Origin of the sequence: Streptomyces sp. NPDC090088, from assembly GCF_044747345.1 — a bacterium.
Lineage (GTDB): Bacteria > Actinomycetota > Actinomycetes > Streptomycetales > Streptomycetaceae > Streptomyces.
Genome location: NZ_JBIVDZ010000014.1, coordinates 138,209 through 158,927 on the forward strand (window position 1 = coordinate 138,209; position 20,719 = coordinate 158,927).

The following is a 20,719-nucleotide window of genomic DNA, read 5'->3' on the forward strand; positions in this document are numbered from 1 at the left end:
CCGGCGCCGCGCCGGGCCGGTCAGTCCGGCTCGCCCGGTTCCGTGAACGAGTAGGCCGCCCAGGGTCCGGCGAGTTCCACCCGAATTCCCTGTTTCTCGCCCTTCGCGCGGTCGACCAGCTCCACGAATTCCTCGGAATCCGCGCGCGGCACCAGATAAGCCGCGTCGAGCAGGCTCCGCCCGGGAGCACCGGAATACGGCACGTCGTGCGGACGGTGCAGCCGGGAATCCTCGGCCCGTCGGGAAAACCGCTCGTGCAGAATGCGGGCGAATTCCTCGGCGGGCCGGGGTGCGTTCTCGGACGCGTTCCCGGTCGGCTCGGCGTACAGGGTCACGCCCCACTCGACCCGTCCGTCGAGCCGGTCGAGGGTGCGCAGGAACTCGGCCTCGCGGGCCTCCATCATGACCCGTACGGCACTGTCGTCCCGGAAGACCGTGGCGAGCCCGAGCGGCAGGGGCGTGGTGACCGTGGTGAGCGCGTCGACCACCCCCTGGTGGGCGCGGGTGGTCGCGGCCAGCCACTCCGGGTCCGCCAGCCGTGCGCGCAGCGGCTCCGCGGCGAAGTCGCGCTCCGGGACCGTACTCACGACGGCGACCAGGCCGTGGTGCCTGAGCAGGCCCGGCGGGGTGCCGGCCACGCCCGTGCACTGGGCCTGGAGGGCCGCCGCGAAGGGGCGGCAGACGGCGTACACGTACCGGAGTCCGGCCTGTGCGGTCATCGCTCCTCCTTCAGGTCACGTCGCCGGTCAGCGCACGATCGCCTCCTCGACCAGCAGCCGTCCGGCCGCCGCGATCGCATCGGCGTCGATGCCGGCGGCGTGCAGCTGCTGGTCGGGCGCGGCCGAGCCCGGCATGATCCGGACGGCGAGCCGGACCAGACGCGGTACCGGCCTGCCGTCGGCGAACGCCTCCGCGACCGCGTCGCCGAGCCCGCCCTCCTCGTGATGGTCCTCGACGGTGAGCAGGCAGCCGGTCTCCTCGGCGGCGCGGCGCAGGGTCTGCCGGTCGACGGGCTTGACGGAGTACAGGTCGACGACCCGGACCGGGATGCCGTCCTCGGCGAGCGCGTCGGCGGCCTTCAGCGCCTCGTGCAGGGTGACCCCCGCGGCGACCACCGTCAGCCGGTCCTCCTCGGAGGCGCGCAGCACCTTGCTGCCGCCGACCGGGAACTCCTCGTCCGCGCCGTAGATCACCGGGCCCGCCCCGCGCGAGGTGCGCAGATAGCGGATGCCGTCGAGCCCGGCCATGGTCGCGACGAGCCGGGCGGTCTGGTTGGCGTCGCACGGGTACAGCACGGTCGAGCCGTACAGCGAGCGGAACATCGCGAGGTCCTCCAGGCCCATCTGGGAGGGCCCGTCCTGTCCGATGGCCACGCCCGCGTGCGAGCCGACCAGGTTGATGCCGCTGCCGCTGATCGAGGCCATGCGCACGAAGTCGTGGGCCCGGCTGAGGAACGCGGCGAAGGTGGCCGCGTACGGCACCCAGCCGCGGGTGGCCATGCCGACGGCGGCGGCCACGAGTTGCTGTTCGGCGATGTAGAACTCGAAGTAGCGGTCCGGGTGTTCCTTGCCGAAGAGCTCGGTACGGGTGGAGTCGCCGACCTCGCCGTCCAGCGCGAGCACGTCGGCGCGGGCGTGGCCGAGCGCGACCAGCGCCTTGCCGAAGGCGTCGCGGGTGGCGACCCGGTCCCCCTTGTCGTAGCGGGGCAGTTCGAGCGGGCCGGTGGGCACGGAGTGCAGCGCGCGGGCGGCCGGCGGTTCCTTCACATGGACCTTGAGGTCACGCGGGCCGCCCAGTTCGGCGATGGCCTCCTGCGGGTTCGGCAGCGGCTTGCCGTGCATGCCCTCGCGGTCCTCGACGGCGGCGACGCCCCGGCCCTTGCGGGTGCGGGCGAGGATCACGGTGGGCTGTCCCGCGGTGGCCACGGCCTCGCCGTAGGCCCGGTCGACGGCGTCCACGTCATGGCCGTCGATCTGCACGGTGTGCCAGCCGAAGGCCTGGAAGCGCCGGGCGTAGGCGTCGAGGTCGTGGCCGTGCCGGGTGGGGCCGCGCTGGCCGAGCCGGTTGACGTCCACGATCGCGGTGAGGTTGTCGAGGTGCTCGTACCCGGCGTGCTCGGCGGCCTCCCACACGGAGCCCTCCGCCAGCTCGCTGTCCCCGCACAGCACCCAGACCCGGTAGCGGCCGTGCTCCAGCCGTTTCCCGGACAGCGCGACGCCGACGCCCACGGGCAGGCCCTGGCCGAGGGAGCCGGTGGCGGTCTCCACCCACGGCAGCCGGCGCGGGGTCGGGTGTCCCTCCAGGTGGCTGCCGAGCCTGCGGAAGGTGAGCAGTTCCGCGTCCTCAAGGGCACCGACCGCCTTGTACGCGGCGTACAGCAGCGGCGAGGCATGGCCCTTGGAGAGGATGAGGCGGTCGTTGCCGGGGTGGGCGGGGCGGTCGAAGTCGTAGCGCAGATGGTGGGCGAACAGCACCGCCATCAGGTCGGCGGCCGACATCGACGAGGTCGGATGCCCGGACTCGGCCGCGGCGGCCGCCCGCACGCTGTCCACGCGCAACTGCTGGGCGAGTTCGACGAGTTCGGCGGTGTTCATGAGGCTCCTTCCGAGGGAGTGTCGGTAACGGATCGGGGGGCCGCGGGCAGCTCGGGCGAGGCCGTGTCCAGGGGCACCGACCAGGACCGTACGAGGCCCAGCTGGACGCCCTGGCGCGGCAGCACGGCGTCCAGCAGCCAGTCGGCGGCGACCCGGACCCGGCCCGAGGGCATCGCCGCCAGGTGGTAGCCGCGGGTCACCAGCCCGGCGGGCAGCCCGGACAGCGGTACCCCGAGCGGGTCGGCGGCGGCCTGGACGCCCCCGAGGTCGACGACGAACCCCAGGTCACGATGGCGGTAGGGGCGCCGGCGCCGTCCGACGCCGAGCGAGGCGGCCACGTTCTCGCCGGCCACCCGCCCTTGCCGCCAGGCGTGCTGGGCGGTCATCGGTGTGAACGCGCCGGGACGCACCAGGTCGGGGACGGCGGCCGCGTCCCCGCAGGCGAACACGTCGGGGCAGCCGGGCACCTGGAGGTACGGATCGACGATCAGCCGCCCCTGTTCCAGCGGCCGCCCGGTCCCCTCCACCAGCGGATCGGGCCGCACCCCCACACACCACACCAGGGTCCGGGACGCGACGAACTCCCCGTCGGAGAGCAGCACCCCGTCCCGGGCGGCCTCCTTCACGGAGGTCCCGGTCCGCACCTCGACCCCCCGGCGGCGCAGCACCCGGTCGGCCGTCCGGGACAGCTTCTCGTCCATCCCGGGCAGCACCCGGGGCGCCGTGTCCAGCAGCAGCCAGCGCGGCCGCACCCCGTGCGGCAGCCGGATCCGGCGGGCCAGGTCGACGGTGAGCATCCGCAGCTGGGCGGCGACCTCGGTGCCGGTGTACCCGGCGCCGACCACCACGAAGGTGCACCGCGCGGCGGCGAGCCCCGGATCACCGGCGACGGCGGCCAGCTCGATCTGCCGGATCACGTGGTCGCGCAGATACAGCGCCTCGGGCAGCCCCCGGAAGCCGTGCGCGTGCTCCGCGACACCGGGAACCGGCAACAACTTGTTGACACTCCCGACCGACAGCACCAGTCGCTCATAGCCGAGACCGCCACCGGCGCCCTCGGGGTCGGTGTAGTGCACGGCCTGGCGGTCCAGGTCGACATGATCCGCTTCCCCGAGCACCACCCGCACCCCGCGCAGCTCACCGGAGAGCGGCACGGCGATCCGCCGGGGCTCCAGGATCCCCGCGGCCACCTGTGGCAGCAGCGGCAGATACAGGAAGTAGTCGGTCGGGTTGAGCACGACGATCTCGGCCCGGTCCCGGGCCAGCCGCGCAAGCGTGCGGGCCGCGCGATACCCGGCGAACCCGGCACCGACGATCACTATCCGGGGTCGACGACTCACAGCACGCCTCCGGAAACACGACGAGGTCCAGGGCCCTCCCAGGTAACCGTAGGCGGCCCCTTCAAACGCCGCCCGCCGAAAGCAACGGCGCTCCGCTCTCACGCCCGATGATGCGGCCCCTCGTGATCCCAACCGGGAGGCTCCGACGGCATGGGGGGATAGGGCATCCCCATCCCACTCGGCGGAGCCACCGGTGCCGTCCCTCCGACCACCCGATGCGGCGCATGCGCCCTCTTCGGCCGTGCCGCCTCCCGCAACGCGAAGGCCACCACGCCCAGGATCACCGCCGTGACCAGCGCCGCGGCCCACCCCGGCAGCACGATCGCCCACGCCAGCACCACGGCCAGCGCCACCGCACCCCCGGCGTACAAGGCAACCGCACCGGACGCGCCGTACAACACCGCCGCCCGCCGCCGCTTCCGGCTCTGCTCGCGCAGCTCGTCCCGTACGGTCTCGCGCGCGACCTGCGCCAGTTCGTCGACGAGCTCCTTGTCCAGATGCTCCAGATGTTCGATGTGCTCCATACCGCCCGGGTACCCGGGCGCGAAAAGCCGTAACAGGGGATCACCGGAGGTGACGCCATCCCGTGCCGCCCCAACTAGGCTCGTCGCATGGAGATTCTGGGCGCCTCTCTGCGCATCTGCGTCGACGACATCGAGACCGCGATCCCGTTCTACGAACGCCTCACCGGCGGCAGAGCCCTCCGTTTCGAACGTGGCGGGGTCCAGGTCGCTGCGGTCGGCTCCTTCCTGGTGATGAGCGGCCCGGAGTCGGAGCTGGAGGTGCTGCGCAAGGTGGCCGCGACGATCGCGGTGAAGGACGTGGAGGAGGCCCACCGGCTGCTCGACGGGCTCGGCGCCCGGATCCTCCTGGGTCCGGTGCCCACGCCCGTCGGCCGCACCCTGCTCGCGATGCACCCGGACGGCTCGATCTTCGAGTACGTCGACCAGAACCACGACTGATCAGGGGGTCCGCGGCCGCATCCGGAAGTCGTAGCGACCGGGCAGCGGCTCGTCACCGAGCCGCTGCCAGACCCGGCCGACCGGATCGGTCCCCTCCCGCAGGTCGGCGACCTCGAACCCGGCCTCGAACACCGCTGCGGCCTCGGCCCGCCGCCCTTCCGCGAGCAGCAACTCGGCCTCCAGGAGCCGGAATCGGCCCCGCTCCCGGGTCGCGGGCAGCAGCGCCTCCCACACCACGCGGGCGTCCGCGACCCGTCGTACCCGCAGCAGCGCTTCGAGGGCCTCTCGACCGAGCGCCGCGCAGGCCGCCGTCCAGGCCTCACCGTCGTCGCGGCGCTCCCGGCACAGGTCGTCGAAGGCGTCGGCGTACCGCTCGGCGGCCCGCTCGTGGTGCCCGTACTCCTGGTCGGCGACGGCGAGACAGCGCAGCAGCGGCCACAGGGACGGGGCGAGCGGGAGCGCGCGCTCCCAGCTGCGGACGGCCTGGGCCCGGTCGCCGGCGTGCCACTGGGCGATGCCTAGGTGGTACTCGGTGTGCGGGGTGGCGGGGGCCGTCTCCAGCATGTCCCGCCAGTGCGGGGCGACCAGGGTCGGGCCGGGCGGCCTGACCCGGCGGGGCTCGGGCAGGGTGCCGGTGCGCAGCAGCTCCGCCCAGGGCGCCTGGTCCTCGCCGAGGGTCGACCCGGCGAACGGGGTGCCGGGCAACTTCCAGTCGCCGCGCAGCACTTCGAGCGCGCCCCAGCCGGACCCGGTGGCGAGGATCTCGCCGGGTTCGGTGTCGGCGTACGGCTGCCAGGCGGCCCGGGCGGCCTCGAACCCGGCCCGGGGCAGGGCGAGTTCCAGCTCCTCCTCGACCCGCTCCGGCGCCGCCGTCAGCGGCCCGTAGGCCTCCAGCCAGGACACCTCGCTCTCCGCCTCGATGCGGACGTGCTCCAGCTGGGTACGGGCGAGACCGGCCTGGATCTCGCGGTAGCCGCCGCTGCCGGGTTCGGTGAGCCACTCCTGCCAGCGCCGGCCACCGGGACCCGAGCCCCACACGAACTGCTTACGGCCGCGCAGTTCGCCGGTCGAGGTCTGCACCAGCCCGTACCCGTCGGTGTCCAGCGCGGCGATCCAGCGGCGCCGGCCGTCCGGGATGTCGTAGAACCAGTCGGTGGCGTACGGGGGTTGGGTGTCGTACGACGGAACGGGCGCCCTCCGCAGCCGTCGCTCGGGCCCGAACTCCCAGGCCTCCGTGGCCGGGACCACCACCCGGCGGTCCTCCGGTACGGCCGTGTTGGACCACCAGTAGGCCGGTACCGGGTGTTCGTGCGGGTTGCGGACGCGGACGCCGACGTAGAGGAAGTCGGAGCCGTCCGGGAGCCAGAGGTCGACCTGGAAGGGCAGGTCGCGCAGCCGCTCCCACTCCCAGAGGCGGAGCATCTCTCCCCCACTGCCTGAACGGCGTGGGTGGTGCCCCCGTCCGTCGGGGGCGGGGACGCGGGCCGCGTGCAGCGGGGCGCAGGAGAGGGCGGTGTGCCCGGTGGCGCCGATGTTCCATTCGATGCCGCCCGCGTACCAGGCGCCGTTGAGCGCGAGGTCGGCGGGCTGGAACACCGGGTTGCGGTAGAGGAGTTCGCGGCCGGTGGGCAGGTGGACGAGGGAGGCGACCCGGCCGCCGAGGCCGGGCAGGACGGTGGCGCGCAGCCGGTCGTTCTCGATGACGAGGGCGTCGAGGGCCCGGGGTGCCCGGGTTCTGCCGTAGCCGTCGCGGATGCGTACCGGCAGGAGGCTGCGCAGCGGTTCGTAGCCGATCTGCCGGGCGGTGTCCCGTGGCAGGTCCTCCCGGTCGCGGTCGTCGACCCGGTGGAGTTCTTCGAGGGGGCGGAGCGGGGGCAGCGGGTTGTCCGGGCCCAACTCCGCCGCGGGCAGGGTCAGTACCTCACGTCGGATCCTCGTCACGATCACCATGGAACCCGCAGCGGGGTGAGTCGGCCAGGGGCGCTGCCGGTCAGGATTGCGCAAAGGTCAGCCGGCGGCGCGCATCTCCGCGGTGATCGCCCACCGTTCGTGGTCCCGCCAGGCGCCGTCGATGTAGATCATGTCGGGCGAGAAGCCCTCCAGCCGGAACCCGGCGCCGCGGGCGAGCGCGATGGACGCGGTGTTCCCGGGCTGGACGTTGATCTCCAGCCGGTGCAGCCGCATCGGGCCGAAGGCGTGGCCGACGACCAGTCCCATGGCCTCCCGCATCAGGCCGCGCCCGGCCGCGTGCGCGAAGACGCCGTAGCCGAGGGCACCGCACTGGAAGCCGCCCTCGACGATGTTGTTGATGTTGATGAACCCGGCGAGGGCACCCCCGTGTTCACCGGCGTCCTTCTCGCAGACCAGGAACCCGGCCTTGCTGCGGTCCTCGATCAGCCGTCCCGCGTAGCCGGCGTAGGCCGCGTCCGTGGTGGGCGGGAACAGCCACGGCTGGTGCAGGTCCTTGCTCTCCCTGGACCGGGCGATGAACTCGGCCCCGTCCTCGTAGGTGTAGGGGCGGATGCCCACGCGGGGGCCCTCGGCGAGGTAGCGGGAGGCGATGTGCGGCATCCGGCCACCCTAACGCCGGGTCACCGGCGGCGGCGCGTGAAATAGGAGCCGCACAGGGCGCCGATGAGACCGGTGGCGAGCAGCGCGATCCACAGGGGTGTGGTGACCACGGGGACCAGCAGCCGGATCCGGGTCGCCCGGGTGTTCCCGAAGATGAAGACGAGGCCGAGGATCCCCAGCACGAGCACCGCGATCCGGCCGGGGGTCATCAGCACCCCGCGCCGCCCACCGGTCCGCTCCCGGCTCTCCGAGGTCTTCGGGCTCATACGACCAGAGTGCGCCCGGGGCCCCCGCCGCGCACGGCGAGCGGCCCACCGCAGACGGCCTCAGCGCAGCGCCGGATCCGGCAGGGTCAGCGTGCCCGCGTCCGCGTCCAGCTCGGCCGGTACGCCAAGCGGCATGGTCAGGGCGGCCTCGCAGTGGCCGAAACCGAACTCCTCCAGCACCGGCACGCCCAGGCCGCCGAGCCGGTCGGCGAGCATCGCCCGTACGTCCTCGTACGGCCCGCACCGGTCCCAGGAGCCGAGCAGGATCCCGGCGACGCCGTCCAGCCGGCCGGACCGCAGCAGCTGCGTGATGCTGCGGTCGAGGCTGTACGGCTGCTCGCCGACGTCCTCCAGGAGGAGCAGTCCGCCGCGGGCGCCGGGGTGGGTGTGCGGGGTGCCGAGGCCGGTGGCGAGCAGCCGCAGGCAGCCGCCGACGGTGACGCCCCGGGCCCGGCCGGGCACCAGTGCCGTGCCCCGGCCGGTGATCGTGCGGACCGTCTCCGGGGCGAACAGGGTGGCCCGCAGGTGCTCCTGCGCCTCGGCGCTCTTGACGAAGTCGGCGCCCGCGGCCACCGGCCCGTACAGGGTGGCGAGCCCGAGCCGGGTCGCGAACGCCTCGTGCAGCACGGTGGCGTCGCTGAAGCCGACGAACACCTTCGGCCCGGCCGCCCGCATGGCCTCCCAGTCGAGCAGGTCGACCAGGCGCTGGGCGCCGTAGCCGCCGCGGGCACAGAGCACGGCGGAGACCGACGGGTCGCACCAGGCCCGCTGGAGGTCGGCGGCACGGTCGGCGTCGGAGCCCGCGAGGTACCCGAGCCGCCCGTCCCTGGCGAGCACATGGGGTGCCACCACCGGGTCGAGGTCCCAGCCGCGCAGGATGTCCAGACCCGCCTGGAGCCGTTCCTCCACCACCGGCCCGCTGGGCGCCACCACGGCGACCCGCGCTCCGGCGGCGAGCCGCGCCGGCCGTGTCGGTTCGGTCACTTCACCAGCTCCAGCTCGGGGATCCCGGGCACGTCCAGCCCGAACACCTGAGCGTACAGGGCGAGCTCGGCCTCCAGCGCGCGCACCAGGGTCTCGGCCCGGCGGAAGCCGTGGCCCTCGCCCTCGAAGGTCAGGTACGCGTGCGGCACGCGCCGTCCGTCGAGCCGGGCGAGGAGGCGTTCGCACTGCGCGGGCGGGCAGATCACGTCGTCCAGGCCCTGGAGCAGCAGGAAGGGCACCGTGAGCCGGTCGGCGTGCGCGACGGGCGACCGCTCGGTGTAGCGCTCGGGCACCTCGGCTCGCGGCCCGATCAGGGATTCCAGGTAGCGGGACTCGAAGTCGTGGGTCTCCCCCGGACCCCAGGTGGACAGGTCCAGGACGGGGTAGGCGATGGTGCCGCAGGCGTACACGTCGGTGCCGGTCAGGGAGGCGGCGGCGGTCCAGCCGCCGGCGCTGCCGCCCCGGATCGCGAGCCTGGCCCGGTCGGCGGTGCCCTCGGCGGCGAGGGCGAGCGCGACGGCCGCGCAGTCCTCGACGTCGACCACGCCCCACTGCCCGCGCAGCCGGTTCCGGTACTCCCGGCCGTACCCGGTCGAGCCGCCGTAGTTGACCTCGGCGACCCCGATGCCCCGGGAGGTGAAGTAGGCGATCGCCAGGTCGAGGACGAGGGGCACCCGGCTGGTGGGGCCGCCGTGCGCCCAGACGACGTACGGCGGCAGCTCGCCGGCGGGCGCGCAGTGGCCCGGGTGGTGGGGCGGGTAGACGTGTGCGTACACCTCGCGGCCGCCGGGCCCGGCGAAGGTGCGGACCTGTGGTCCGGGGTAGTGGGCGGGGTCGACCGCGTCCTGGTGCGGGGCGCCGACGACCCGGGCGCGGCCGCTCGCGGTGTCGAGTTCGATCACCTCGTAGGCGGTGCGCGGGCTCGCGCCGACCGCGAGGACGCGGCTGCCGTGCACCGCGAGGGTGGGCGCGAACTCGGTCCACGGCCCGGCGGCGTCGGCGACCTCGCCGGATTCCGGGTCCAGTATCCCGAGCGCGGTCGAGCCACGGCCGTGGACGACGGCGATCAGCCCGTTGTCCAGCGGGGCGAACCAGCGCTGGCCGAGCTGCCAGAGCGGCCCGGCGAACTCCTCCGCGCGCGGGCAGAGGGGGGTGCCGTCCCGGTAGAGGTTCCACCAGCCGCTGCGGTCGCTCGCGTACAGCAGCCGGTCGTCCGCCGACCACTCCACCTGGGCGACGGCCTCCTCCGGGCCGCCGGCCACCGTGCGGACCGCGTGCAGGACACCGTCCTCGCCCACCTCGCCGACGAGCAGTTCCGTGCCGTCCCACGGCATCCGGGGGTGGTCCCAGGCCAGCCAGGCGGCCCGGCGGCCGTCGTGCGAGATCCGGGGTCCGGTCACGAACCGGTGCCGGCCGTCGGTGAGTTCGCGTACGGCGGCCCGGTCACCGGCGGCCGAGCCGTCCAGCGGTACGGCGGCGAGCACCCGGCGCACCTCGTCGGGTCCGTCCCCGGTGGACTCCTCCAGGACGCACCAGACTTCGTGCCGGTCCGGCAGCAACTGCGGCTGTGCCCAGCGTGGTCCGGGCGGGGTGAGCGGGCGGGGCTCGCCGCCGGGCTCGTACGCGTACAGCCGCTGGTCGTCGAAGTGGACGAAGACCAGGAGCTGCCGTCCGTCGGCGCGCACGGTACCGGCCCAGGGGTGTCCGCCGTACTCGACGACCCGGCTGCGGACGTTCCACGGCGCGGGCAGCGCGGACTCGCCGGTGGTCCCGCGCACCAGGGTCCGGCGGCCGCCCTCCGCCGGACGGGGTTCGGTCCACCAGGTCTCGTCGCCGACGAAGCCCACCCATTCGGGGTGGCCGTCGTGGGCGGCGGCCAGGGCCGCGTCGACGGGTGAGGGCCAGGAGCCGTACGGCTTCGTCTCCATCGGGTCTCCTAGGCCGTGCGCAGGAAGCGGTCGAGGACCCGGACCCCGAAGTGGAGGGCCTCGACGGGGACGCGTTCGTCGACGCCGTGGAAGAGCGCCTGGTAGTCCAGGCCCTCGGGCAGCTTCAGCGGGGCGAAGCCGTAGCCGGTGATGCCGAGCCGGGAGAACTGCTTGGCGTCGGTGCCGCCGGACATGCAGTACGGCACGACGTGCCCCTCGGGGGCGAACTCCTGGACGGCGGCGCGCATCCGGGCGTACGTCGGGGTGTCCAGCGGTGCCTCCAGGGCGACCCCGTGGTGGTGGAACTCCCAGTCGACGTCGGGCCCGGTGAGCTTGTCGAGGGTGGCGCGGAACTCGTCCTCGGTGCCGGGGAGAAAACGTCCGTCGACGAAGGCGACGGCCTCGCCGGGGATGACGTTGACCTTGTAACCGGCGTTCAGCATGGACGGGTTGGCGCTGTTGCGGACGGTGGCCTCGACCAGCTTGGCGGCCGGGCCGAGCTTCTCCAGGAGCACGTCGGCCTGGTCCAGCCTCGCCTCGATGCCGTAGAGCGCGGCGAGTTCGGTGAGGGCCGCCCGGACGGTCGGGGTGAGGCGGAGCGGCCACTCGTGCTCGCCGATACGGGTGACGGCGGCGGCGAGGCGGGTGACCGCGTTCTCCTTGTTGACCTTGGAGCCGTGTCCGGCCCGGCCGCGCGCGGTGAGCTTGACCCAGCCGGTGCCGCGTTCCCCGGCGGCGATGGGGTACAGCCGGCGTCCGGTGCCGTCGTGGAAGGTGAAGGCACCGGACTCGCTGACGCCCTCGGTGCAGCCCTCGAACAGCTCGGGGTGGTGGTCGGCGAGGAAGCCGGAGCCGTCGACGGCGCTGGCCTCCTCGTCGGCGGTGAACGCGACGACGACGTCCCGGCGCGGCCGGACCCCCTCCCTGGCCCAGGACCGCACCACCGCCAGGATCATCGCGTCCATGTTCTTCATGTCGACGGCGCCCCGGCCCCACACCACACCGTCGCGGATCTCCCCCGAGAAGGGGTCGACGCTCCAGTCGGCGGCCTGCGCGGGCACCACGTCGAGATGGCCGTGGACCAGGAGCGCGTCCGCGCCCGGGTCGGTGCCGGCGATGCGCGCGACGACGTTGGTACGGCCCTCGGTGCGCTCCAGCAGGACCGGTTCCAGGCCCGCCCCGGCCAGCTGCCCGGCCGCGTACTCGGCGGCGGGCCGCTCCCGGCAGGCGCCGTCGCCGAAGTTGCTGGTGTCGATCCGGATCAGGTCGGACGTGAACCGGACGACCTCGTCGAGTGCCTGCTCGTCAGCCATACTGCTCCTCCACCGCGGCCGAGACGATCGTGGTGACCGCCTTGAAGGTGCGGATGCCCTCGTACATGGTCGCGCTGGTGTACGCGACCTTGCGCTCGCCGGTCCGCTCGACGCCGGGGACGACGGTGGCGGAGAGGGCGAGGTGCTCGGCGTCGAACTCCAGGGCGACGGTGAACGGCCCGCCGGTCACGGGCTCGTGCCGTACCGCGAGCCGGGCCGCGTCCTTGGCGGCGGCGCGGATGTCGCCGGCGGTCCGTGCGGGTGTCCGGCACACCGCCGCGTACCTCGACACATGGTCCTTGACGGCGACCTTGAGAGCCTCGGGCGCGTAGCCGAGGGCGTCCTCGCAGGCCAGGTCGTCGCCGGTGAAGAGGACGACGGGGACGCCGTACTCGGCGACGACATGCGCGTTGAGCAGGCCCTCGCTGGCGCGGACGTCGTTGAGCCAGACGCCGGTGACGGAGTTGGGGAGGTAGGTGTGGGCGAGGACGCCCTCCATGCCGGCGCCGGTGTGGTAGCCGATGAAGGCGATGCCGTCGATGTCGCCGTGCTGCACGCCCTCGACCATGGAGAGGGTCTTGTGGCGGCCGGTGATCATCTCGGCGCGTTCGTCGAGCTGCTCCAGGAGCAGGTTGCGCATGCTCCAGTGGGCCTCGTTGATGAGGACCTCGTCGGCGCCGCCGTCGAAGAAGCCGAGGACGGCGGCGTTGACGTCGGAGGTGAACATCGGCCGGCACCGCTCCCACTGCGGTGTCCCGGGCAGTACGTCGCCGGGCCAGGTCACCCCGGTGGCGCCCTCCATGTCGGCGCTGATGAGGATCTTCATGGTCCGCCACGTTACGCGTCGCGGGCCGGGGCGGCCATGGTGCGACAGGCGGGTCTGCGACCGTCCAGGTGACGGTTTGGACCCGTGCGGCGGGCCGGGCGCCGGGGTCTGCCCTGCCGGGGACCGGCGGACCCCAGTGCCCGTTCCGTCAGTTCTCCCGGCCGGCCAGCACCCACTTCGAGGGCAGCACGATCGGTTCCCCGTCCGGGGTGAACTCGGTGGTGGTCAAGGGGAGTTCGCCGTCGGCGAGGACGCTCAGGCCGGCGTTGCGCAGGTACTCCGGCACCGCGTCGTCGGCGACCTCGCCGGGGGCTATGCCGTGCCGGAAGATCGGGGCGAGCTTGGGCGGCGGGCCGGCCGGGCTCTGGGCGAGGCCGCCGAGGACGGGCCGGGCGGCCTCGGAGAGCTCCACGAGGAAGACCCGGCCGCGGGTGCCGACGAGGGTGGCTATGGCGTCGGTCAGCGGCTGCCGGTCGTCGGGCTCGCACTGGTGCAGGACGCCCCGCATATAGACGTTGGCGTCGCCGAGCTCGGCGTGCAGCGCCTCGGCCTCGGTCTTCTCGGCCGCGTCGAGGACCCGGTAGCGGACCACCTCGGCGGGGTCGGCGTGCCGGGCGTGCTCCAGGGCGGCCTCGGCGATGTCGACGCCCAGGACGCGCGGGAAGCGGCCGGCGAGGAAGCGGGTCTGGGTGCCGTTGCCGCAGCCCAGGTCGACCAGGGGCAGGCCGGGATCGGTGAGGTGGGGCTCGAAGAGGGAGACGTGGACCGCGGCGGTCACGCCCGGTTCGGCGTCCCAGAACACCGCCCCCGGCTCGTCCGGCGCCTCGCGCCAGAACCCCTCCCAGGCATCCCGGTATCGACTCGTCACGCTCATGTCCAACTCCCCAGGGTGCAGCCGCATATGACCCGCCGTAAGTGACGAGCCAGTACGGTCTACCCTGCGCAGGTTTCGGCCACAAGCGCCCGGCGCGTTCCTTCACCCCACTTTCGTGGGAACGCGCCCCCTGCCGTGATCAGCGGCGCCGTGAGGTGAGCTCGAACCACACCGTCTTTCCGGCGGAGGTACGGCTGGTGCCCCACTCCCGGGCGAGGGTGCTGACCACGCGCAGTCCGCGTCCGGTCTCGGCGCCGGGGTCCGTGCCGAGCAGGGTGGGCAGGGTGTGGTCGTCGTCATCGACCTCGCACAGCAGGGTCTCGCCGCGGATCAGCCGGAGCTGGACCGGGCGGCTGTGCGAGTGCCGTATCGCGTTGGTGACCAGCTCGCTGACCATCAGTTCGGCGGGGTCGGCGAGCCGGGCCAGGCCCCAGTCGTGCAGTTGCTCGCGGACGGCGGCGCGGGCGCGGCGGACCTCGGCGGGGTCGAGTGCGAGCCGCCATTCGGCGACGTCCTCGGGCTCGATGCCGTTGAGCCGGGCCATCAGCAGGGCGACGTCGTCCTTGCGGCCGCCGCGGGTGTTGAGGGCGCGGATGATGGTGTCGCAGGCGTCGTCCATGGAGGCGGCCGGGTGGGCGGCGGACTCGCAGAGGGTGGCGAGGCCGACGCCGATGTCCTCGCCGCGCATCTCGACGAGCCCGTCGGTGCACATCACCAGGCGGTCGCCGGGCTCCACGCGCACCCTGAGCGACTCGAAGGCGACCCCGCCGACGCCGATGGGTGCCCCGGTGGGCAGGTCGAGGAGTTCGCTGCGCGCGTCGACGGCTCGCACCAGCACGGGTGGGATGTGGCCGGCGTTGGCGAGGTGCAGTTCGCCCTCGATCGGGTCGTAGACCGCGTAGAGGCAGGTGGCGAGATAGCCGTCGCCGAGGCGCTGGGCCAGGTCGTCGAGGTTGCGCAGGAGCTGGGCGGGCGGCAGGTCCAGGGCCGCCATGGTCTGGACGGCCGTGCGCAACTGGCCCATCATCGCGGCCGAGTTGAGGCCGTGGCCCATGACGTCGCCGACGACCAGGGCGGTGCGGGCGCCCGGGAGTTTCACGGAGTCGAACCAGTCGCCGCCGACCCGTCCGAGCAGAGTGCCGGGCAGATAGCGGGTGGCGATGTCACAGCCCGCCATGCGCGGCGGGATATGCGGCAGCATGCTGTCCTGGAGGGTCTCGGCGACGCTCTCCTGGAAGGTGTACATACGGGCGTTGTCGAGCACGAGTCCGGCCCGGGCGGCGAGTTCGGCGCCGGTGACCCGGTCCATGTCGTTGAACATCTCGCGCTCGGGGTGGCGCAGCAGGATCATGAAGCCGAGCACGACATTGCGTGCCTTGAGCGGGACGACCAGCATCGAGCGGCCGGTGATCAGCGGCCGGATGTCGCGCTTCTCGAACTGGGAGGCGATGGCATGGCCCATCTCCTCGCTGATCCGGGGTACCAGGACCGGTTCGCCGCTGGTCATGCACTGGAAGAACGGGGTGTGCGCCGGAAAGGGCATGGCCTCGCCGACCGGGACGACGTCGTCCCAGCGGCCGGGTTCGTCGGTGTGTTCGAGGGCGACCCGGTGCCACATGGTGGTGGTGTCCGGCACCCCGTCCGGGAACCCCTCGCCGGCGACGACCTGTTCGCGGAGGTAGGTGCCGGCGACGTCGGTGAAGCGGGGTACGACGGCTCTGCTGACCTCGACGATGGTCCGGGACAGGTCGAGCGAGGTGCCGATCTTCCCGCTGACCTCGTTGAGGAACTCGAGGCGCTCGCGTACGGCGACGTACTCCAGGTCCTCGCCCTCGTCCTCGGCGAGTTCGTCGGGCAGCGGCAGCCCCTGGGCGGCCACGGCGGCGGCGCGCTCCCGGCGGGCCTTGCGCTCGGCGCGCCGGGCGACGCCCCAGTCGGGGGTGACCGGGACCCGGTCGTTCTGGCTGAACTCCAGGATGGGGTAGCCGAGTTCGAGGATCTGGGCGACGATCCGGGCGCTCTCGTCGACGCTCATGCTGGGCAGGATCTCGGGGAGCCGGCGGGCGAGTTCCTCGGCGCCCGGGAAGTCGGTGTGCAGGGCGAATCCGGGCGCGACGCGCTCGAAGGCCATGTCCTCGTCCTGGCCGGTCCGGCGCAGCCGTTCGGTGTCGGCGGCGAGCACCAGCAGCCGCTCGTCGCCCGGGCCGACCAGCGGATACGCCCACCAGAGCACATCGACGCGGTCGCGGTCGGGGACGGTGAGCCGGGCGCGGCCCGCAGCCGGGAAGTTCAGCCGTCCGTCGAGGGAGGACTCCAGGTCGGGGCCGAGTCCGTCGTACGCGGCGTAGGCCCCGTACGGGGTGATCTCGTCCTCTTCGGGGAGCGCCCCGGAGACGGGCAGCAGATCGAGCACGGAGCGGCCGACGGCCTCCTCCCTGGCGGCGCCGAAGAGCCGCCGGGCGCCGGTGCTCCAGTGGGAGACCTGGCCTTCGCGGTCGACGACGACCACGGCCAGGGGGATGCGGCCTGCCGCGCCGTCCCCAGCACCGAGGCTGGGAGGTGCGTCCCGCTCGCCGCCATGGTCCATGGCCCAGGCCCTCTCTCCCCACGGCTCCGCAAAAGATCTGTGCCGCCCGCCACTACCGTACGGTGGGGGCCGGTTGCGATGTGTGGCAATCCTGGAATTGGTTTCACCGGATCGCACCGGCGCGCAGGTCCGCGCCCCGCGGCGGTGCGCACTCGGTTCCCGTCCCGTCCTCTCTCAGTCCTCGTGGCCGAGCTGGAGATCCCGTTCGGTGCGGCCGCCGCCCGCGACCTGGAGAACCGTGGCGACCGGCGGGTAGCCGGCGGCGATGACGGTGTACTCGCCGGAGGAGAGGTCGACGAACCGGAACGTTCCGTCCGCGCCGGTGGTCAGGGTGTCCACCACGTTCCCGGCGGCGTCCAGCAGCGTCACCCGGGCGTCCTCCACGGGCCGCCCGCCGCCGGCCCGGACGGTGCCCTTCAGCACGGCGCCGCCCGCGAGTTCGACGTCCTGCCGGGTCTCCCGGGAGGCCTGGACGGTGACCGGGAGGGCGGCCGGGCGGAAGGCGGGGGCGCTGGCGGCGAGGGTGTACTCGCCGGCCACCAGCTCGCTGATGACATAGCCGCCCTCACGCCCGCTGCGGGTGCTGGCGACGACCTCGCCGTGCACGTTGGTGAGGGTGACGGTGGCGTCCCGTACGGGGGTGCCGTCGGCGGTGAGCACACTGCCCGCGAGGCGTCCGGCGCCGCCGAGGACCACGTCCAGTTCGACGGGCCGCTCGCCGACGGTCACGGTGACGGCCTGCGGCTGGTGCCCGCCGGCGGCGGCGATCAGGACGTAGGACCCGGAGCCGGGCGTGGCCAGCGCGTAGCGGCCGTCGTCGGCGCTGGCGCCCCGGCCGATCTGGCGGCCGACGGCGTCGATGAGGGTGAGCGCGGCGCGCGGCACCACGGTCCCGTCGGGGTGCTGCACGGTGCCGCAGACGGGGATCCCGGCGCCCATGTGTGGCGAACGGGCTTGCGGGATCGGTGCGTTCACGGGAACGGACTCGGTTTCGGCGGTGGGGTGGGACACCAGCGGTTTCTCCTTGAGGAAGCAGGCCACGAGCAGGCCGAGGACGAGCACCGGGACCAGGTAGAGGAAGATCCGGGGCATCGCGTCGGCGTAGGCGCGGATGTAGGCGTCGCGCAGCGCCGGGGGCAGCGCGTGGACGAGCTGCGGGGTGAGGGACTCGGGGTCGGGCAGGCGGGCGCCGGCGCGGGCGGGGAGGTGTCGGTGCAGGGCGTCGGTGAGCCGGCCGGCGAAGAGGGTCCCGAAGACGGCGGCGCCGACGCTGCCGCCGATCTGCCGGAAGTAGTTGTTGGCGCTGGTGGCGGTGCCGAGGTCGGCGGGCGGTACGGAGTTCTGGACGGCGAGGACGAGCACCGGCATCACCAGGCCGATCCCGGCGCCGAGCACGGCCATCCAGATGCTGTACTGCCAGCGGGGCGTGCCGACTTCGAGCCGGGAGAGCAGCCACATGCCGACGACCGACAGTCCCCCGCCGAGGACCGGGTAGATCCGGTAGTGCCCGGTGTGGCTGATGAGCTGCCCGGCGACGATCGAGGCGCCGACGATCCCGCCCATCATGGGCAGCATCAGCAGCCCGGACTCGGTCGCGGAGGCGCCGTCGACCATCTGGAGGAAGGTCGGCAGATAGCTGGCGGCGCCGAACAGGGCGACGCCGACGACCAGTCCGACCAGTCCGGTGACGTTGAAGACGGAGTCCCGGAACAGCCGCAGCGGGATGATCGGTTCGACCGCGTGGTGCTCGACGACGAGGAACAGCCCGGTGGCGACCACCGCCCCCGCGCCGAGCCCGAGGATGACGTGCGAGCCCCACGCGTACTCCGTCCCGCCCCAACTGGTCAGCAGGACGAGGCAGGTGGAGGCGGCGGCGAGCAGCAGCGCGCCCAGCACGTCGAAGCGGCCGCGGGCCCGGGGTTTGGGGAGTTTCAGTACGGCGGTGATGACGGCCAGGGTGACCAGCCCGAAGGGGACGTTGACGTAGAAGCACCAGCGCCAGGAGAGGTGGTCGGTGAAGTAGCCGCCGAGCAGCGGCCCGGCGACGGAGGCGAGGCCGAAGGCGGCGCCGATCAGGCCCATGAAGCGGCCGCGCCGCCGGGGCGGCACGATGTCCGCGATGATCGCCTGCACGCCGATCATCAGCCCGCCCGCGCCGATGCCCTGGACGGCGCGGAACGCGATCAGCTGGTCCATGCTCCCGGCGCGGCCGGCGAGCCCGGAGCCGACGACGAAGACGAGGATCGCGAACTGGAAGACGCCCTTGCGGCCGATGAGGTCCCCGAGCTTGCCGTAGACGGGGAGGCCGACGGTGGCGGTGAGCAGATAGGCGGTGATCGCCCAGGACATCTTGTCGAGGCCGTGCAGCTCGCCGACGACCTTCGGCAGCGCGGTGGCCACGATCATCTGGTCCAGCGCGGCGAGGAGCAGCGCGAGCATCAGCCCGCAGAACACCAACCAGGTGCGCCGCGGCCCGAGTTCGGGGGCCGTGGCGGGTACCGGCACCGGGGCGTCCGCAGGCGCCATGGCCGGTTCCTCGTACTCCACCAGCGTCGTTCCGCCCATGTACCGCTCCCCTCGTCGCACCTGCGCACAATTCCCGCCGTAAGGCGACAACTACGAGCAAGCACGACGAGTTACGGCACGACTCCGTACGACGTGGAGATCCACTCGAACCGGTGAGGGGGCCAACGCCCCCTGTTCACCGCGAGGTTACTTCTCGACCTCGGCGGCGAGCTTGTCGAGGATCCCGTCGTAGATACGGCCGAGGCCCTTGGGCGCGAAGGTCTTCTCGAAGAAGCCGCCGATGCCGCCGGCGCCCTGCCAGGTGGTGTGGACGACGACCCGGGACTTGCCCTCGCCGGCCGGGGTGACGCGCCACGTGGTGACCATGGAGGAGTTGCGGTCCTTCTCGACCAGCTCTCCGTCGGTGGGCTCGCTGACCTCCAGGAGGCAGTCCCGCACACGCTTGCTGGTGGCCTGGAGCTTCCAGTGGACGAGGGTGCCCTCGCCGTCGCCGCCCTCGCGCACCTCGTACTCGCTGAAGTGCTCGGTGAGCAGGTTCGCGCGCGTACCGCTGTAGTCGGCGACGGTGTCGAACACCTTCTCCGCGTCCGCGGCGACGACCCGCTCCGTAGTGGCCTCGACCTGCGCCATCGCTTTCCTCCAGCACCTGAGTTCTCGGGGTTGCGCCAAGCCAACCACCCCGGGGTCCGGCCGCCCAAATCGGGGTCCCCAAGCGATCGGAAAAGGGATCGGAATCGGCGTCCGCGCGGTCTCCACAGATCGTTCGCACGATCATGGGAACAGATGTTCTATTCTGTGGGCAGTGCTACCGAGGAGGCGTCAATGCGCTGGGAGAACCTCACCGAGGAGGCCGGACACGGCCGGGCCACGACCGCGCTGTTCGGTGCGGACGCGGTGACGACCCGCACCTTCGACACGCCCGAGTTCCGTGGGATCACCTTCCACGAGGTACGGGCGCGGTCGATCATCAACCGGGTGCCGGGCGCCTCGCGGATGCCGTTCGAATGGACGGTGAACCCGTACCGTGGCTGCACGCACGCCTGCGTGTACTGCTTCGCCCGCAAGACCCACAGCTATCTGGACCTGGACACCGGGATCGGGTTCGACACCCAGATCGTGGTCAAGACGAACGCGCCGGAGCTGCTCCGCCGCCAGCTGGGCTCGCGGCGCTGGCTGGGCGACCACATCGCGATGGGCACCAACGTCGACTGCTACCAGCGCGCGGAGGGCCGCTACCGGCTGATGCCGGGGATCATCTCCGCCCTCGCCGACCACGCGAACCCGTTCTCGATCCTCACCAAGGGCACCCTGATCCTGCGCGACCTCGACCTGCTGCGCCGGGCGGCGGACGTCACGGACGTCGGGATCTCGGTCTCGGTCGGCTTCGTCGACCCCGAGCTGTGGCGGACGGTGGAGCCGGGCACCCCGGCCCCCGAGCGCCGCCTGGAGGTCGTCCGGGCCCTCGCCGGGGCCGGCATCGGCTGCGGGGTCCTGATGGCGCCGGTGATCCCCTTCCTGGGCGACCACCCGGCCCAACTCCGGGCCACCGTGCGGGCGATCGCGGCGGCCGGGGCCACCTCCGTGACACCCCTGGTGCTGCACCTGCGCCCCGGTGCCCGCGAGTGGTTCATGAGCTGGCTGGCGGCCCACCACCCGCATCTCGTGCGGCGCTACGAGCGGCTGTACGCGGAGGGCGCCTACGCGCCCAAGTGGTACCAGCGCCGGATCACCCGTCAGGTGCACGAGCTGGCCCAGGAGTACGGCATCGGCCCCGGCAGCGGGGGCACGCCCCGCCGCGTCCCGGTGCCGGCGGCGGACGAGCCCGAACCGGCGGAGCCGACCCAGCTGACGCTGCTCTGAGCGCGGTCGCCCGGGAGGGCGTTCGAGCGCAACCCTCGGCCCAATTGGGTCAATAATCGTCTGAACACGTTCTTCCGGGGCCCGACTC

At 73.2% G+C, this 20,719-nt stretch carries 17 protein-coding genes; 2 read left to right on the forward strand and 15 right to left on the reverse strand.

Features of this window, described 5'->3' with window-relative positions; genetic code table 11:
• Nucleotides 1-20: 20 nt before the first annotated feature.
• The 4 genes from ACIPSJ_RS48545 to ACIPSJ_RS48560 form a co-directional block, all read right to left on the reverse strand.
• Entirely contained in the window at nucleotides 21-719 is a 699-nt protein-coding gene (locus ACIPSJ_RS48545; protein ID WP_401356208.1) for a GvpL/GvpF family gas vesicle protein, read from the reverse strand.
• 27 nt (nucleotides 720-746) lie between these two features.
• Nucleotides 747-2,594 (reverse strand): transketolase, encoded by a 1,848-nt coding sequence (locus ACIPSJ_RS48550; protein ID WP_401356209.1) that lies wholly within the window; start codon nucleotides 2,592-2,594, stop codon nucleotides 747-749.
• Entirely contained in the window at nucleotides 2,591-3,934 is a 1,344-nt protein-coding gene (locus tag ACIPSJ_RS48555; RefSeq protein ID WP_401356212.1) for an NAD(P)/FAD-dependent oxidoreductase, read from the reverse strand. Before ACIPSJ_RS48555 ends, ACIPSJ_RS48550 begins: the two co-directional genes overlap by 4 nt.
• 98 nt (nucleotides 3,935-4,032) lie before the next feature.
• On the reverse strand, nucleotides 4,033-4,458 hold the full coding sequence (locus ACIPSJ_RS48560; protein WP_401356215.1) for a phage holin family protein: 426 nt from the start codon (nucleotides 4,456-4,458) through the stop codon (nucleotides 4,033-4,035).
• 87 nt (nucleotides 4,459-4,545) lie between these two features.
• Here ACIPSJ_RS48560 and ACIPSJ_RS48565 point away from each other — a divergent pair, with 87 nt between their 5' ends.
• Complete coding sequence (locus ACIPSJ_RS48565; RefSeq protein WP_359225427.1) at nucleotides 4,546-4,896, forward strand: VOC family protein; 351 nt, start codon at nucleotides 4,546-4,548, stop codon at nucleotides 4,894-4,896.
• On the opposite strand, the gene ACIPSJ_RS48570 is transcribed toward ACIPSJ_RS48565, so the two are convergent.
• The 11 genes from ACIPSJ_RS48570 to ACIPSJ_RS48620 all read right to left on the reverse strand — a co-directional run bounded on the left by ACIPSJ_RS48570 (nucleotide 4,897) and on the right by ACIPSJ_RS48620 (nucleotide 19,401).
• Entirely contained in the window at nucleotides 4,897-6,846 is a 1,950-nt protein-coding gene (locus ACIPSJ_RS48570) for a DUF5107 domain-containing protein (protein ID WP_401356217.1), read from the reverse strand.
• A 57-nt stretch (nucleotides 6,847-6,903) separates the two neighbouring features.
• A complete protein-coding gene (locus tag ACIPSJ_RS48575) occupies nucleotides 6,904-7,467 on the reverse strand; it encodes a GNAT family protein (protein ID WP_359225421.1) in 564 nt (187 codons plus the stop codon).
• A gap of 20 nt (nucleotides 7,468-7,487) precedes the next feature.
• On the reverse strand, nucleotides 7,488-7,733 hold the full coding sequence (locus tag ACIPSJ_RS48580; RefSeq protein ID WP_355719286.1) for a DUF1049 domain-containing protein: 246 nt from the start codon (nucleotides 7,731-7,733) through the stop codon (nucleotides 7,488-7,490).
• A gap of 60 nt (nucleotides 7,734-7,793) precedes the next feature.
• Nucleotides 7,794-8,717, reverse strand: coding sequence for an LD-carboxypeptidase (locus ACIPSJ_RS48585; protein WP_359225417.1), 924 nt, complete (start codon nucleotides 8,715-8,717; stop codon nucleotides 7,794-7,796).
• Nucleotides 8,714-10,645, reverse strand: a complete 1,932-nt coding sequence (locus tag ACIPSJ_RS48590; RefSeq protein ID WP_401356220.1) for a prolyl oligopeptidase family serine peptidase — start codon at nucleotides 10,643-10,645, stop codon at nucleotides 8,714-8,716. Before ACIPSJ_RS48590 ends, ACIPSJ_RS48585 begins: the two co-directional genes overlap by 4 nt.
• A gap of 8 nt (nucleotides 10,646-10,653) precedes the next feature.
• Nucleotides 10,654-11,958 carry a M20/M25/M40 family metallo-hydrolase gene (locus tag ACIPSJ_RS48595; RefSeq protein ID WP_355719294.1) on the reverse strand — a complete coding sequence of 435 codons (1,305 nt, stop codon included), beginning with the start codon at nucleotides 11,956-11,958 and terminating at the stop codon, nucleotides 10,654-10,656.
• Nucleotides 11,951-12,784, reverse strand: coding sequence for a M55 family metallopeptidase (locus ACIPSJ_RS48600; RefSeq protein WP_401356223.1), 834 nt, complete (start codon nucleotides 12,782-12,784; stop codon nucleotides 11,951-11,953). The genes ACIPSJ_RS48595 and ACIPSJ_RS48600 overlap by 8 nt, the downstream gene beginning before the upstream one ends.
• Nucleotides 12,785-12,932: 148 nt before the next feature.
• Entirely contained in the window at nucleotides 12,933-13,658 is a 726-nt protein-coding gene (locus ACIPSJ_RS48605; protein ID WP_401356224.1) for a class I SAM-dependent methyltransferase, read from the reverse strand.
• A 139-nt stretch (nucleotides 13,659-13,797) separates the two neighbouring features.
• Entirely contained in the window at nucleotides 13,798-16,245 is a 2,448-nt protein-coding gene (locus ACIPSJ_RS48610) for a SpoIIE family protein phosphatase (protein WP_401356226.1), read from the reverse strand.
• A 174-nt stretch (nucleotides 16,246-16,419) separates the two neighbouring features.
• Complete coding sequence (locus ACIPSJ_RS48615; protein ID WP_401356228.1) at nucleotides 16,420-18,810, reverse strand: MFS transporter; 2,391 nt, start codon at nucleotides 18,808-18,810, stop codon at nucleotides 16,420-16,422.
• Between the two features lie 147 nt (nucleotides 18,811-18,957).
• A complete protein-coding gene (locus ACIPSJ_RS48620; RefSeq protein ID WP_359225398.1) occupies nucleotides 18,958-19,401 on the reverse strand; it encodes an SRPBCC family protein in 444 nt (147 codons plus the stop codon).
• Nucleotides 19,402-19,593: 192 nt separating this feature from the next.
• On the opposite strand from ACIPSJ_RS48620, the gene ACIPSJ_RS48625 reads away from it, so the two are divergent.
• The gene (locus tag ACIPSJ_RS48625) at nucleotides 19,594-20,631 is read left to right on the forward strand and encodes an Rv2578c family radical SAM protein (protein WP_355719310.1); all 1,038 of its coding nucleotides are present in this window, start codon (nucleotides 19,594-19,596) and stop codon (nucleotides 20,629-20,631) included.
• The last annotated feature ends 88 nt before the right edge of the window (nucleotides 20,632-20,719 follow it).

Bases quoted from the DNA above. Each gene is read 5' to 3' on its own strand.
- ACIPSJ_RS48605 (WP_401356224.1), bottom strand. From the start codon at position 13,658: ATGAGCGTGACGAGTCGATACCGGGATGCCTGGGAGGGGTTCTGGCGC.
- ACIPSJ_RS48615 (WP_401356228.1), bottom strand. From the start codon at position 18,810: ATGGGCGGAACGACGCTGGTGGAGTACGAGGAACCGGCCATGGCGCCT.
- ACIPSJ_RS48580 (WP_355719286.1), bottom strand. From the start codon at position 7,733: ATGAGCCCGAAGACCTCGGAGAGCCGGGAGCGGACCGGTGGGCGGCGC.
- ACIPSJ_RS48620 (WP_359225398.1), bottom strand. From the start codon at position 19,401: ATGGCGCAGGTCGAGGCCACTACGGAGCGGGTCGTCGCCGCGGACGCG.
- ACIPSJ_RS48590 (WP_401356220.1), bottom strand. From the start codon at position 10,645: ATGGAGACGAAGCCGTACGGCTCCTGGCCCTCACCCGTCGACGCGGCC.
- ACIPSJ_RS48610 (WP_401356226.1), bottom strand. From the start codon at position 16,245: ATGGACCATGGCGGCGAGCGGGACGCACCTCCCAGCCTCGGTGCTGGG.
- ACIPSJ_RS48565 (WP_359225427.1), top strand. From the start codon at position 4,546: ATGGAGATTCTGGGCGCCTCTCTGCGCATCTGCGTCGACGACATCGAG.
- ACIPSJ_RS48595 (WP_355719294.1), bottom strand. From the start codon at position 11,958: ATGGCTGACGAGCAGGCACTCGACGAGGTCGTCCGGTTCACGTCCGAC.
- ACIPSJ_RS48625 (WP_355719310.1), top strand. From the start codon at position 19,594: ATGCGCTGGGAGAACCTCACCGAGGAGGCCGGACACGGCCGGGCCACG.
- ACIPSJ_RS48600 (WP_401356223.1), bottom strand. From the start codon at position 12,784: ATGAAGATCCTCATCAGCGCCGACATGGAGGGCGCCACCGGGGTGACC.
- ACIPSJ_RS48570 (WP_401356217.1), bottom strand. From the start codon at position 6,846: ATGGTGATCGTGACGAGGATCCGACGTGAGGTACTGACCCTGCCCGCG.
- ACIPSJ_RS48545 (WP_401356208.1), bottom strand. From the start codon at position 719: ATGACCGCACAGGCCGGACTCCGGTACGTGTACGCCGTCTGCCGCCCC.
- ACIPSJ_RS48550 (WP_401356209.1), bottom strand. From the start codon at position 2,594: ATGAACACCGCCGAACTCGTCGAACTCGCCCAGCAGTTGCGCGTGGAC.
- ACIPSJ_RS48575 (WP_359225421.1), bottom strand. From the start codon at position 7,467: ATGCCGCACATCGCCTCCCGCTACCTCGCCGAGGGCCCCCGCGTGGGC.
- ACIPSJ_RS48560 (WP_401356215.1), bottom strand. From the start codon at position 4,458: ATGGAGCACATCGAACATCTGGAGCATCTGGACAAGGAGCTCGTCGAC.